Source organism: Rubricoccus marinus, from assembly GCF_002257665.1.
Lineage (GTDB): Bacteria > Bacteroidota > Rhodothermia > Rhodothermales > Rubricoccaceae > Rubricoccus > Rubricoccus marinus.
The window spans coordinates 2,628,186-2,642,223 of sequence record NZ_MQWB01000001.1 but is presented as its reverse complement, the minus strand read 5'-3'; the positions used below and the strand labels follow the sequence as shown (position 1 = coordinate 2,642,223).

Annotated in this window: 7 protein-coding genes; all 7 read left to right on the top strand. The window is 63.8% G+C overall.

Annotation, left to right across the window (positions count from 1 at the left end; all coding sequences use genetic code 11):
• The first annotated feature begins 387 nt into the window (after window positions 1-387).
• The gene (gene nagB, locus BSZ36_RS11200) at window positions 388-2,340 is read left to right on the top strand and encodes a glucosamine-6-phosphate deaminase (RefSeq protein ID WP_094548950.1); all 1,953 of its coding nucleotides are present in this window, start codon (window positions 388-390) and stop codon (window positions 2,338-2,340) included.
• A gap of 462 nt (window positions 2,341-2,802) precedes the next feature.
• A complete protein-coding gene (locus tag BSZ36_RS11195) occupies window positions 2,803-5,922 on the top strand; it encodes a TonB-dependent receptor (protein WP_218827649.1) in 3,120 nt (1,039 codons plus the stop codon).
• 14 nt (window positions 5,923-5,936) lie between these two features.
• Window positions 5,937-8,126, top strand: a complete 2,190-nt coding sequence (locus tag BSZ36_RS11190) for a fibronectin type III domain-containing protein (RefSeq protein ID WP_094548946.1) — start codon at window positions 5,937-5,939, stop codon at window positions 8,124-8,126.
• Between the two features lie 21 nt (window positions 8,127-8,147).
• Window positions 8,148-9,170: a PorV/PorQ family protein gene (locus BSZ36_RS18990; protein ID WP_179271149.1), complete on the top strand. Its 1,023-nt coding sequence runs from the start codon at window positions 8,148-8,150 to the stop codon at window positions 9,168-9,170.
• Between the two features lie 4 nt (window positions 9,171-9,174).
• On the top strand, window positions 9,175-10,440 hold the full coding sequence (locus BSZ36_RS11185) for an IPT/TIG domain-containing protein (protein WP_179271148.1): 1,266 nt from the start codon (window positions 9,175-9,177) through the stop codon (window positions 10,438-10,440).
• 207 nt (window positions 10,441-10,647) lie between these two features.
• The gene (locus BSZ36_RS11180; protein WP_218827648.1) at window positions 10,648-11,898 is read left to right on the top strand and encodes a FlgD immunoglobulin-like domain containing protein; all 1,251 of its coding nucleotides are present in this window, start codon (window positions 10,648-10,650) and stop codon (window positions 11,896-11,898) included.
• A 103-nt stretch (window positions 11,899-12,001) separates the two neighbouring features.
• Window positions 12,002-13,834 carry a family 10 glycosylhydrolase gene (locus BSZ36_RS11175; RefSeq protein ID WP_094548940.1) on the top strand — a complete coding sequence of 611 codons (1,833 nt, stop codon included), beginning with the start codon at window positions 12,002-12,004 and terminating at the stop codon, window positions 13,832-13,834.
• Window positions 13,835-14,038: the final 204 nt, after the last annotated feature.

Here is a 14,038-nt window from a genome sequence, read left to right as displayed (position 1 = left end):
GGGCGGAAGGGGCGGGGCATCAAGTCGAAAACGAGCGGAGCGACGGGAAAAAATGGCGCCGGGCGAAGCGCCCTGCCTAGGTTAGCCCGCTCGCACACATGCCGCTCGCGTGGAGCCCCACTGGCCCCGCAACTTTTTCCTCGGCTGCGTTCCTGAGCAGATCTCCCGGCCTCGCCGGGACTGGCCCTCCCGTTGCTGTACGCAACGTGGTCTCCCCCTTCAGACGAGTGCCCGCTCATCGGGCCTCTGGCGCCGCACGCGCGGGCCCGCTCGCCCGTTGCTGGCGCGCGCCTGGAAGGGCTTTCGGGAGACGGATACGCACGCACGGAAACCGGGGCCTCCGCCAGAGGCCTCCGCGCACCGGCCACACCTCACCCCCCTCGGGACATGACCCCCGCTTACACCCCTCGCCGCCCCGCGCCTGCCTCCCGGCAAAGCGCCGAGCGCGTCCCCGTCCTCATCTTCGATGAGCCCTCCGAGCTCGCCCGGCAAGCCGCCCGGCAGGTCCGCACGCTGATCGAAGCCCGCAGCGCCGCGGGAGACCCGGCCGTTCTCGGCCTGCCCACAGGCTCCACGCCCATCGGCGTGTACCAGGAGCTGATCCGGATGCACCGCGAGGAGGGACTGGACTTCTCGAACGTGGTCACGTTCAACATCGACGAGTACGTGCCCATGCAGCCGGACTCGCTGCAGAGCTATCACCGCTTCATGCGGGAGAACTTTTTCGATCACGTCAACATCCCGGAGGGCAACGTCCACATCCCGCGTGGCGACCTCCCGCCAGAGGCGATGGAGCAGCACGCCGCGGAGTACGAGCGCGCCATCCAGCGGGCGGGCGGCCTGGACCTGCTGCTGCTCGGCATCGGGCGCAGCGGACACATCGGCTTTAACGAGCCGGGTTCGACGCCAGAGGACCGCACGCGGCTCATCGTCCTGGATGAGATCACGCGCAAAGACGCCGCCTCGGACTTCTTCGAGGAGAAGTACGTCCCGCGAGAGGCCATCACGATGGGCGTCGGCACCATCTTGGACGCCCGCGAGATCATCCTCATGGCGACGGGTGAGCACAAGGCGCCTATCGTGCGGCAGGCCGTAGAGGAGGCGCCCAACGCGCAGGTCTCGGCGACGTACCTCCAGATGCACCAGAACGCCACGTTCTACGTGGATCGCGCCGCAGCCTCCGAGCTCACGCGCGAGAAGACCCCCTGGCTCGTCCGCCGCGTGGACTGGGACGACGCTGCGGCCAAGCGCGCCGTGATCTGGCTCTCGCGCCAGACCGAGAAGGCCATCCTCCGGCTGGACGAAGGCGACTTCCACCGCAACCACCTCCACGACCTTGTTCACGCCAGAGGCGGCGTGGATGAGCTGTGCCGCATGGTCTTCGAGGACCTCCGCCGCCGCGTGGTCTACACCAAGGGCCTGCCCCGCAAGAAGAAGGTCCTCGTCTTCAGCCCGCACCCGGATGACGACGTGATCTCCATGGGCGGGATGCTGCACGCTCTTGTCCAGAACAAGAACGAGGTGACGGTCGCCTACATGACCAACGGGTCGGTCGCCGTCTTCGATCAGGACGTACGCCGTCACCTCCGCTTTGTAGACATGACCTCTGGCGTCATGGGCTCGGACTCCGGCGCCATCGCCGACAAGGTCAAGGGCATCATGGCGGATCTGGAGGCCAAGGCGCCCGCCGAGGTCGACACCGCAGCGGTCCAGGAGATCAAGGCCACCATCCGGTACACCGAGGCCATCACGGCCCTCGAAGTGATGGGGCTCGGCGCCGAGAACGCCCGCTTCATGGACATGCCGTTCTACCGCACGGGCCGCGTCAAGAAAGACCCCATCTCCGAAGCCGACGTGGAGATCGTGCTCGACCTGTTCCGCGAACTGGAGCCGACGCACATCTACGTCGCCGGCGACCTCTCCGACCCGCACGGCACACACCGCATGTGCTACGTCGCCATCGAGCAAGCGCTGATCCAGTACAACGCGGAGATCGCGCCAGAGGCCTCGGGACCAGGAGCCGCTGGCGAGACCGCGCCCCGTAAGGGTGACCTGCGCCCGCTCGTGTGGCTCTACCGCGGCGCCTGGCAGGAGTGGGAGATCGACCGCGCCGATGTCTTCCTGCCCATGTCCCGTGCCGACCTCGACCTCAAGATCGAGGCCATCTACAAGCACGAGAGCCAGAAAGACCGCGCGCTCTTTCCCGGCGCCTACGACGAGCGTGAGTTCTGGGAGCGCGCCCGTGACCGCAACACGTCGACGGCAGCCGAACTGGACGCCCTCGGGCTTCCGGAGTGTTACGCCGTGGAGGCGTTCGTGACCGTTCACGAGATGCCTTAGCCGGCAACGAGTGCCTCTGGCGGGAAGTGAACCCGCCAGAGGCCGTTTTTTTGACCGGGTGAGGGGAGGGGCAGTGCGCTCCGCCTCTCGCCTCCCGCGAAGGGGTCTGGGTTTGCACGACGTACGGTTTTCTAAGCGGGCCGCCAAAGGCCTTTTGGTAACGCTCGCTTCACGACACTGGGAGGCCCCTACGCTTCAGCGCACCCAACCTCGCCCTGTTTCACCTTGCACCGTTTGCCGCACGGGCCGCATATTGCGCACCGCTCGCCCCACCACCCCGCGCGCCTTTGGAAGCGTTTCCATAGGATGGCCGCTGGCGAGCGCTGTTCCCTACTCGCTGGCCGCCTCTGGCGGACATCCCATCCCATGATGGTTCGGACCCTATCCCCGGTCGTCCTCTGTTTCTTCGTTACCCTCCTCGCTGCTCCCGCTTTCGCTCAGTCCGGCAAGATTGCCGGCCGAGTGACCGACGGTGGTACGGGTGAGCCCATCCCTGGAGCCAACGTCATCGTTGTCGAGACGGGGCAGGGAGCGGCGGCAGACATCGACGGCTACTACACCGTCCTCAACGTTTCTCCCCAGCCCACGACCATCCGGGTCTCTGCACTCGGGTACACGGAGCAGGTAATCGAGGGGATCGACGTCAACATCGGCCAGACCGCGACGGTCAACGTCACGTTGCGCGAGGAGGACCTCGGCATTGAAACCATCGTCGTCCGGGCCGAGCGCCCCGTTGTGGAGACCGATGTTTCGAACAGCCGCTCCAACATCTCTGCGGCAGAGATCGAATCGCTCCCGGTGAGCAGCGTTGCCTCGGTCGTGGGGCTCCAAGCGGGCGTCCAGGGCCTCTCGGTCCGTGGTTCGGGCTCCGACGAGATCTCGTTCCAGGTGAACGGTCTCACGCTCCGCGACGAGCGCAACAACTCGCCGTATTCCACGGTCCCGCTCTCGTCCGTACAAGAGGTGCAGGTCCAGACGGGTGGCTTCAACGCCGAGTACGGCAACGTCCGCTCTGGCGTCGTCAACGTGATCACGAAAGACGGAAGCCGCGACACCTATGAGGTGGACGTCACGGCCCGTCTCAGCCCAGCGACGCAGAAGAACAGCGGCATCCTCGCGAATGACCCCGACTCGTACTGGATCCGCCCCTTCCTAGACCCGGAGGTCTCGATGATGGGCACCGACCAGTGGTCGCCAGAGGTCCGCCGCCAGTACGCCCCGTTCGGCGGGTGGATCGCTCGCTCCGAGGAACTCCTCCGCAACGACGATCCCACCGACGACCTGTCGCCAGAGGCTCTCCAGCAGGCGTTCCTGTGGCAGCACCGGAAGTCGTTCGAGATCACGGCACCGGATTACGACCTCGATATCGGGTTCGGCGGTCCCGTTCCTCTCCTGAGTAAAAGCTTGGGCGGCCTCCGCTTTTTCGGCTCGTACCGCCGCGATCAGGATCTCTACATGATCCCGCTCCACACGGACCGCTACACGGAGCAAACGGGACACCTCAAGGTGACGAGCAACCTCACCAACGCCATGAAGTTGAGCTTGGAGGGGCGCCTGGGCAACCAGGCGGGTACCGGCGCGAGCCGAACCGGGCAGCCAGGCTTCTTCCGCAGCAACAGCGGCATCGCCGGCAACCTGGACGCGGGCTCTGGCTTTATCGACAGCCGCATCTTCTCCGGTGACTACTGGGGGCCGTCCGAGGTCACGTACAACCAGCTTGGCGGCACGCTGACGCATTCCGTCTCCAACAAGACGTTTTACGAGCTCCGCGTCAACCGCTTCGAGTCGCGCTACGACACCAACCCCGGCCGGCGCCGTGACACGGCAACAGACGTGGTCACATTCGGCGGCGTCGGGTTCGACGAGGCGCCGTTTGGATGGCAGCCGTTCAACGAAGCCGGTTTCTACAGCACCTCTACGGGCGTGGACGGAATGCGGATGGGCGTCGGCATGTCCAACGCGCGTGATTCCAGCCGCGTCGCGGTCTGGAACCTCAAAGGCGACCTTACCAGCCAACTCAACCGCTTCATGGAAGTCAAGACCGGGTTGGAGTACAACCTGACCCGGAGCCAGGCCAACTACGCCAGCATCGACTCCGCGCTCACTGGGGGCAACGAGTGGAGCCAGTGGGACCGGTCGCCCATCCGCGCAGCGGTCTATGGGCAGACCAAGCTGGAGTTTGGTGGCATGATCGCCAACATTGGCCTCCGCGGGGACTACACCGACCCCCGAGGAGAGTGGTACGAGTTTACCTCGTTTGATCCTCGCCTCGCGGTCATTCCAACTCAGAATGGTGACCCCCGGCCCGGTCTGGATACTCTGCTTACCACGGTAGGTGTCGAGTCTCAGTTCAACATCAGCCCCCGACTTGGTGTCTCTTTCCCGGTCACTTCCGTCTCGAAGCTGTTCTTCAACTACGGGCACTTCCGAGCGGTCCCAGATCCCGACGACCTCTTCCTCGTCCGCGTTACGAGCGATGGCGGTCAGCTCTCTCGGATTGGCAACCCGAACGCGCCTCTCCCAAAGACGGTCGCGTACGAGCTGGGGTACGAACAGTCTTTCTTTGATCAGTACCTCGTCCGGCTAGCTGGCTATTACAAGGACGTCTCGCTCCAGCCCTTCTCGGTGAACTATCAGGGGCGAGGTTCTGTGGACTACCTCACGAGCGAGCCCAACTCCTACGAGGACATCCGCGGGTTCGAGATCACCTTGCGCCGCAACCGCGGACGGTGGATTCAGGGGTTCGTCAACTACACATACTCCGTGTTCACGTCTGGATACTTTGGCTTCCCGACGATCTTCGAAAACCCCTCCGATCAGCGGCAGCAGGCCGAGAGCGACGCCGCCCGGCGGAACGCACAGTCTGAAGCTCAACCGCGCCCCTTTGCTCGCGCCAACATCGACCTGCTCGTCCCTGAAGACTTCGGCCCCAACCTCGCAGGGCTCCGGCCTCTGGCGGACTGGCGCGTAAGCTTTATCGGACGCTGGCAGGACGGTGGCAACGCGACGTGGGTAGGCCTGTCCACGGCAGGGACGCCGGACATCCAGCGCAACGTGGGGGTCAAGGACTTCTGGTCACTCGACCTACGCTTCGCTCGCAACTTCAACGTTGCGGGGCGGAGGGTGTCGTTCTTCGCCGACGTGTTCAACATGCTGGACCGTAAAGACCTTTCAGGCCTCGGGTACGTGGACGGAACGGACCGGACGGACTACTACCGCTCTTTGCACTTCCCTGAGTCGAGCGATTACACCAACGTCCCGGGCAACGATCAGGTGGGGGACTTCCGCGACCCCGACGTGGCGTTCCAGCCGATCTGCAGCGTTCCCTCACGTAGTGGGTTTGGAGACTGTCAGTACAACGAAGGCACTCAGGCCGACCAAGTGCCAAACCCCAACGTGATCTACTACGAGCGGGAGACCGGCGCGTACTCCACTTTCGAGAACGGCGAGTGGCGCCCCGTAGATGAGTCGCGTCTGCAAGAAGTGCTTGATACCAAGGCATACATCGATATGCCGAATCAGAGCTTCCTCAACTTCATCTCTCCCCGCGACGTGTTCGTCGGTCTCCGCATCTCGCTTTAGTGAGACCTGCCCAGATGTTTTCCCCGCACCGCATGTTTCTCGCCTCACGCTTCCGGGCTTTCCTACCGCCTCTGGCGGTTGCCGCGCTCCTCTTCGGTCTCGCCGCAGGACCGGCATCGGCCCAGTTCCCGACCAAATGGGTCGCGGGCGGCTCTTTTCACAACTGGTATGCGGCCTCAGGCAATGAGATCGAGGAGGGGCTGATAGCCTCCCAGCAGTACGGGATGAGGTGGCCTGGTATCTACTCCTTCACGGACATGCAGGCCGCGAAGGGCTTCTGGCTCGGCGCTGAAAACGTGGTGGATGAGCTCGGGACAGCGTACCCCGTGCGCGTGGTCCACGTCGGGCCTCGCGTGACCGGCGTCGGTGAAGTCTTCCCGGTCCGCTTCGAACTCGTATCGCGCTACGACCTCCCCACGGTCTTGGTAGACGGCAACCCGAGCTTCCCCTCGGCTGAGATGGTCGTTGACCGGGTGGACCCCACCATGGAAGCAGACATCATGTTGGTCTCTGAGGTCAACACGTTGCTCGGTGTAACGGTCACGCGGCGCGTGATGCAGTTCAGCCAGGAGTATCACGACAACTACCACGTGATCGAGTACACGTTTACGAACACGGGCAACGTGGACAACGACGCCGACATCGAACTGCCGAACCAGACTATCGAGGGACTGCGGCCCTTCTACCAGTACCGCCTCTCCGTCGCGCGTGAAACGCGGTACGTCATTGGCAACGCGACCGGGTGGGGTAAGAACACGATGAACGACGCCAGAGGCGACGGCGTCCGCGCCGATCCTGCCGACGAGCAGTTCCGAGCGCAGTACGCGTGGCACGGCAAGTTTCCGGCCTTCACGGCATACGACAACATCGGCGGTCCCATCTTCCCCGAAGCTCTTCCAGCCGCGAACGTGGCACCGAGCGATACGCTCGGACGGTTGGGCGCATCGCAGTTCGTCGGCGTCGTCACGCTGCATGCCGATGCTTCTGCAACCGACGACAGCGACGACGCAGGGCAACCATCTACGACGACGTGGATCGGGTCGGACGATCCCATCAACTCGAACAATGACCCGTTTAACGTCACGGCCATGCAACGAGAGTACAACCTGATGGCCAGCGGCCACAGGAGCCCTCGGCACGCTTGGGCGGTAGAGCCAACAGGTCCAGAAGGGTGGTTGGCGCCTACAAACGACCCCTCGCTCGGGACTTCTGGCGGATTCTCTTTTGCCAATGGCTACGGGCCCTACACACTGGCCCCTGGCGAGAGCGTACGGATCGTCTTCGCTGAAGGCGCTGCAGGCCTCAGCCGCGAGGCCAACACAGCTCTCGGCCGAGCATGGCTCGCTGCCGACGGAGCCCCTGGTGCACCGCTGACCTACGACGGGGAGACAATGACCAAGAACGAGTGGGTCTTTACAGGGCGCGACTCGCTGTTCCAGACGTTCCGGCGCGCCATCTCCAACTACGAGTCGGACTTCGCAATCCCTAAAGCGCCGGCACCCCCGAGCGCGTTTTCAGTCGCCTCTGGCGGAGACCGGATCAGCCTTACGTGGGAGCCGCCAGCGGATGCCAGCGGACTCACGGGATATGAGATCTACCGTACGGCTTCGGCTTTCGACAGCACATACACGCTGGTTCACACCGCGAGCGCAGCGGAAACAAGCTTCGATGACCTGACGCCCACGCGTGGCATCCAGTACTTCTACTACATCCAATCCGTGGCCGACGGTAGCAGCAACGACGGCACTGGGCAGACGCCGACAGGTGTCCCGCTACGCAGTAGCCGCTACTACACGCAGACGTACGATCCCGGCTTCTTGCAGAGGCAGGCGGGGACCGCGATGGATCAGATTCGCATCGTTCCCAACCCGTTCTACCTCGGCTCCGCCAGAGGCTCCGAGACGAGACCGCAAGACGCCGTTCGGTTCTTCGATGTAGGGGACAAGCTCGCTTTCTACAACATCCCCGGGCAGTGCCGGATAGACATCTACACCGAACTCGGGGAACTCATTGAGTCGATCGAGCACACAGACGGAAGTGGCGATGAGTTCTGGTACCAGACGACACGCTCGCGTCAGGTGATCGCCTCTGGCGTTTACATCGCCGTCATCACCGTCACCGACGACATCATGGACTTGGACACGGGCGAGATGCTTTTCGAAGCCGGCGACCGCTCAATCCAAAAGTTCGTCATCATCCGATAGCGCCCGATGCGACCCCCCCTCATGCCTACTCGTTTCGTGCTTCGGACGCTCCTCCTCGCACTCGCCGTGCTGCCTCTGGCGCAGACGCCAGAGGCGCAGATCGTCACCAACCGCGACAAGCTTGCGCAGACCGCGATGAAGTTTCTCGCGGTAAGTGCGGACCCCCGCTCGGCTGCGCTCGGAAATGCCATGACCTCGCTCGTCGGAGGCTCGGACGCTCTCTTCTACAACCCCGCAGCCCTCGCGTGGCAGGAGGCGGACACGGACGCGATGATCTCGAACACGCAGTGGATCGCGAGTATCGATTACAACCACGCGAGCCTCTCATATAAAGCTGGAAACCTCGGCGTCTTCGGAGGCTCCCTCGCGTTCGCGGACTACGGCGACCTTACGCAGACCGTCTTCGAGGACAGCGACCAGGGATACCGCGAGATCGGAAGCTTCTCGCCCAGTGCGTGGATGGCCGGAATTGGGTACGCCCGCGCCTTTTCGGATCAGTTCTCCGCAGGCGGCCAGGTCAAATACGCACGCCAGGACTTCGGAGCAGCTCCGACTCGCTACGATGAAGGGGGAGAACTACAGTTCACCGACGTCGCACAGGGCGTTCTCGCGTACGACTTCGGCGTGTTCTACAAAACGGGCTTCGAGAGTCTCAACTTTGCGCTCTCGGCCCGCAACTTCTCGCAAGAGGTCACCTTCGAAGACGAAGGGGCGCAACTCCCGCTCACGCTCCACATCGGCGTCTCGATGGACGTGCTGGACCTCACACCGATGGCGACAGGCCCTCACAGCCTTCTGCTCTCCGTAGATGCGGAGAACCCGCGCGACTTCTCGGAGCAACTCAAGGTGGGCGCGGAGTACACCTTTGCCGAGACGCTCTCACTCCGGGCCGGGTACGTCAGTCCCACAGATGAGCAAGGCATCAGCCTCGGGGCTGGCGTCAAGCAGTCCGTCGCTGGCCTCGGCATCGGAGCCGACTATGCTTACACCGACTTTGGCGTGTTCGACGCCGTTCACCGCGTCGCCGTCCACCTCTCGTTCTAGACACATGCGCCTCGCGCCCCTCTCTTTCCTGCTCGCGATCGCGCTTCTCACGGGGTGCGACGGCGGCCCCGGAAGTAGCCTTTACGATCCAGACCGCCCTTCGCTGGCGGACCCCGTCATCTCGAACGTGACCACCGATGACCCCATCGTTCTGGCGGGCATTGACGTCATCACCATTGAGGGCCAGAACTTCTCGACTGTCCCGAGCGAGAACCTCGTGTACTTCGAGAACGGCAACGGGGACTTCGCCAGAGGCGAGGTGATTGAAGCGTCGGCAACCCGCTTGCGGGTGAAGACTCCCAACTTCCCTGGCGCGACGCTCAACCTGCGGATCAGCGTGGTGGGCGCCGAGAACTACAGCTCTCCGATGGTCTTCGGGCTTACCGCAGCGGTGGAGGTTTTCGGCGCCGTCGTGACCTCCGAAGCCGAGGAGGTTGTCGCTCTGACACGTGATAACGACGGCAACCTTATCGCCGCACTCCAGCGCAACGGCGACGCGCAGGGCATCTTCGCATTCGACGAAACCTCTGGCGAGAGGACGCGAGTCGCCGAGGCCGCTCGGCCGTGGGTGGACCTCACTTACAACACCGACGGCACGTTGATCGGGGTGCTGAGCAACCGCGCGATCTACTCCATTCCGGCTACAGGCGTGGGATCTGTGTTTGCGGCAGCGGCAGCGGCAGAGCAACCGCCCGCATTCACCGTCGTCGCAAACGCCTCTGGCGACGCGGTCTGGGCCGCTGGCGCGGAGCCCGCTCCTGGAACGGGAGAACCGGCGCCCCAAACCCGCTTCTACAAGTTCGCTGCGGACCGTTCCTATACGGTTTCTACCCCGCAAGTCGGGGGCGCAGCATTCACCGGCGTAGTGAGAGACATGATCGTGCGCGATGGAGCTCTGTACGTCGCCTCCCAAAGCACATCTACGAGCCGCGTGGTCCGTTTCCCCATCGACGCCTCTGGCGATCTTGGAGCGGGAGAAGTGGTGTACACGCCGCCAACGGGAAGCGTGACGTCCATCGCCTTCGCTGCTGACGGCACGATGTACGTCGGCACAACGAACCGCACGAACCCGATCTACGAGGTCACGGCCGGAGGGGTCGGAAGCCCGCTATACCCTGGGGTCATCACCGGTCCGGTCCGGGCCCTTGCATGGGACGGCAGTACCGGCCTGTATTACTCGACGCCAGTCGTTCCAGGCGCTACGCCAGAAGCCGCACCCACGCCGGCCCAACTCTACAAACTCGAAACGCGACGTCAAGGAGCCCCTTAGGCTTCTTGCTCGCTCCATCGCCAGAGGCAATCCAGCCCCTGGCATTCTCACATACCCATCATAATGAAAAGACTGATACTGCTCTTCGCAGCGCTTCTCGTCGCCCCTGCCGCTTCGGCCCAGTGGGTTTACGATAGCGACTTCCCAGGCGGAGAAAACCCCAACACCCCACACATCCACGGTCTCGGAGTGGCTTCTAACGGAGACGTGTGGACCCAGTCCTACTACCCGTTCACCGGCGATAGCGTCGCGGTCAGCCCGTTCCCAACGGGGGACACCGCTGACTGCAACGCGACCACCGGAAACTGCCGCGTTACGACCCTGCGGGTTTACAAGGCTGACGGAACGCCAGCTTCCTTCTCGCCGATCGCTACCGTAACGCTGCCTGGCGGTGAGGCGGATACCCTCGGTGGAAGCTTGGTCCGCAACAGCGATGGCGCCCTGAACTGGTCGTACGACACGGGACGCGGTCTGCGCGTTGTCAATGACAACGTGTACGCCATCTTCTTTAACACGGTGTACAAGATGGACACCAGCGGTAACGTCCTGGACGTCCTCACGCCGACCATCCTGGATACCCGCGGAACCGCAGGACCGGCCGTCGACAACGCTGGAGACCTATACCTCACGGGCGTTTTCCCTGGTGACCCCGTCGCCAAGTACAGCGGCTCTACGCTGGACTTTATCGAGAACCTCCAGAACCCCTCGCTCGGTTTCAACCGCACGCTGTTCGCGTACCCAGATGGCAACACCGTCATCGTGCCGAACTACAGCGCTAAGGTGGCAACGGTGCTCCAGCGCCCGGACGACCTCACGCCGTACGATTCGCTGACCATCGCGTTTGAGGGCATGGCTGTTGAGTCCATGGCTATTCACCCGACGAGTGGCAAGGTTTGGGCAAGCGCAGGCAGCCCGAACGACCTGCCAACCGGCTACTGGACCGACGCGAACGGTGTTGAGCGCCGCTACCAGCCGCACACGTGGTACGAGTTCGACGCCAACGATGTCCTCACGGACCCGACTCCGGCTCCTTCGGATTCGATCGTCTGGAACAACCCCGGTGACGGCCGCCCCCGCGCGATCGCGTTCAACCCGGAAGGCACCGTCGCGTACGTCGGTGAGTTCAACCTCGCGTCCCCCGCACTGCAGAAGTTCACTTTCGCAGGCACGGCCGTTCAGAGCGGTCCGGAGGTCGACGGCGTGACGCTTCACCAGAACGTCCCGAACCCGTTCAACGGCTCCACGGACATCACGTTTGAGCTCGACAATCCGGCGACGGTCAAGGTCCAGGTCTACGACGTGACGGGCCGTGAGGTCCGCACGCTTGCCCAGGGACCGCGCGCCAGCGGCTCTCACACGGTCACGTTCGATGCAACCGGCCTCGCTGGCGGCGTCTACGTGTTCGCACTGGAAGTTGACGGCCAGCGCGTCAGCCGTCGCATGCTCCACATGCGGTAGATGAACGCTTCTCGCGCCAGCCTCTGGCGTTAGATGCAATCTCCCGGGCGCCGGGCCTTCGGGTTCGGCGCCCGTTTTCTTTTCTAGACAGACGTACAGATCCATGCGAGCCCTTTCCCTTTTCCTCCTCGCCGCGTTGATCGCGGGAGGTACCACCGCAGAGGCTCAGTCTCTGGTCACACCGGTGGGACCCAAGCAGGAGTTCCGCGGCGCGTGGATCGCGACCGTCATCAACCTGGACTGGCCCAATAGCCGAAACGGAAGCACGTTCGGCCAGCAAGCTGAGCTCCGAAGCATGCTGGACCAACTGCAGGCCTCTGGCGTGAACGCCGTCATGTTCCAAGTGAGAGCCGAGAGCGACGCCTTGTACCAGTCGGATCTGGAACCATGGTCCTACTGGTTGACTGGCGAGCAGGGCGTCGCACCCGATCCCTACTACGACCCACTGGAGTTCGTCATCGAAGAGGCGCACGCGCGAGGCATGGAGCTCCACGCATGGCTCAACCCATACCGTGCGGATCGGGGGTCCTCCTATCCCAAGGCCGATAACCACGTGACCAATACCAACCCGGAGTGGTTGCTCGAGTTCGGCGACATCAAGATCTACAATCCGGGATTGCAGGCCGCACGGGACCGGATGGCGACCGTCGTTGCTGACATCGTTCGTCGGTACGACGTAGACGGGATGCACATCGACGATTACTTCTACCCGTACCCGCCGAACAACATCTCGAACCAAGATGCGGACACGTTCCAAGCGGATCCCCGAGGCTTCGTGAGCATTGGGGATTGGCGGCGTGACAACGTGAACCTCATGGTGGCGCAGGTGCAGGACAGCATCAACGCGCTCAAGCCGGAGGTGAAGTGGGGCGTGAGTCCGTTCGGGATTTGGAAGAACGGCGTCCCTTCAGGTATCTCGGGACTAGACGCTTACAACACGATCTACGCTGACGCCGTCTCGTGGATGGACAACGAGACCGTGGACTACCTCGCGCCCCAGACGTACTGGGCATTCGGAGGAGGGCAGGACTTCGGCCGCCTCGCACCATGGTGGGGGGAGCAGCGCAATGACCGCCACGTGTACCCTGGCCTCGGCCTCTACCGCTCTGATAACAACACGTACAGCGGCGCTCGATTCCAGCCCAACGAGATCCCACGTCAGATCCGGCTCACGCGCGAAGATGAGAACCTCCAGGGGCACATCCTCTTCCGGGCGAAAAATGTCTCGCTGTACGCTTCCCAGGGCTTCCGCGATTCCTTGAAGACGGACCTGTACCGCCGTGCCGCACTCACGCCAACGATGGCATGGAAAAGCCTGGATGCCCCCGGCACACCAGGGCCTCTGGCGTCCGAGTGGACGGGCGCGTTGGACGTGACACTGACGTGGAGCGCGCCGACGGACGGCGCCGCCGAGACGCGCCGCTACGCCGTCTACAAGATCCTCTCAGAAGGGGAGCCCAACCTCGCGATGGCGCTGGAAGACCCGGCCAACCTCGTGGCCGTGACGGGGGAGACGACGTTCGTAGACCGGCCCAACGCGGATGCGCTGAACTGGTACTACGTCGTTCGCGCTGTGAGCTCTAACTCCATTGAGGGGGCACCGAGCAACATCGTGATGATCGAAGGGCGCGACACGGCAAGCGAAGCCGGACCAGCGCCTCTGGCGTCATTACTGCCGCCGCGTCCGAACCCGTTCTCGCGCGAGACCGAGGTGGCGTTTACGCTCCGGGAGCCTGGCCGCGTCACGCTCCGCGTGATGGACGTGCTCGGCCGCGAGGTCAGCGTTCTCGTAGACGATGAGCCCCGCGCCGCGGGTGCTCAGTCCGTAACGTGGGACGCTCGCTCGAACGGAGCGGCCGTCGCCAGCGGCACGTACGTGATCGTGCTGGACGCCGATGGCGACCGCCAGACGCGCGCGGTCACGGTGGTTCGCTAGCCTCTGGCGAAAGCCAGACGTACCGGACGCCCCCGCCGAGACCTTCGGCGGGGGCGTTTGCGTGTGGGCCACAGCCTCGGGCGCGACGGGGAGTCCAGCGTGGAAAGCTGAGCGTGGGAGGAACTCGGGAGACTCGGCCTCCCCGCGTGGGATCCGCCGACGGTGTAGTCCACCGCCAGAGGCGAGTCCGTGCCTCTAGCGCCG